Raw genomic sequence first — 333 nt, forward strand, 5'->3', positions numbered from 1 at the left:
TGAGTTCGGGAAGGGATCAGGTGGTTCACTCTTGCTATGGTCGCCAGCACAACTGTTTATGGATACTTGCTTGGGTCTTATTTAATGCCGAAGCGTTTTCCAAATCTGTAACAGACTGGGCTGAATTGAATCTTACTTTATCTGTTCATTTTATCTAGAGGTATAACTAAATCAAGTTTGTTTGTAGATTTATGAATCGATTGATGCTTCATATACAACTGCTTGGGTGTTGTATAGTCAAGCCTCACGAGCAATTAGTATTGGTCAGCTTCACATATCACTATGCTTCCACATCCAACCTATCAACGTCCTAGTCTCGAACGGCTCTTTAGA

General features: G+C 40.2%; 1 rRNA gene. It reads right to left on the minus strand.

From position 1 onward, the window contains the following. Positions 1–233: 233 nt before the first annotated feature. A 23S ribosomal RNA gene (locus R5R67_RS19640) occupies positions 234–333 on the minus strand; the annotation flags it as partial.

The sequence above is a fragment of the Acinetobacter sp. OYA S30 genome (genome assembly GCF_033599315.1).
Taxonomy (GTDB): Bacteria; Pseudomonadota; Gammaproteobacteria; order Pseudomonadales; family Moraxellaceae; genus Acinetobacter; species Acinetobacter baumannii.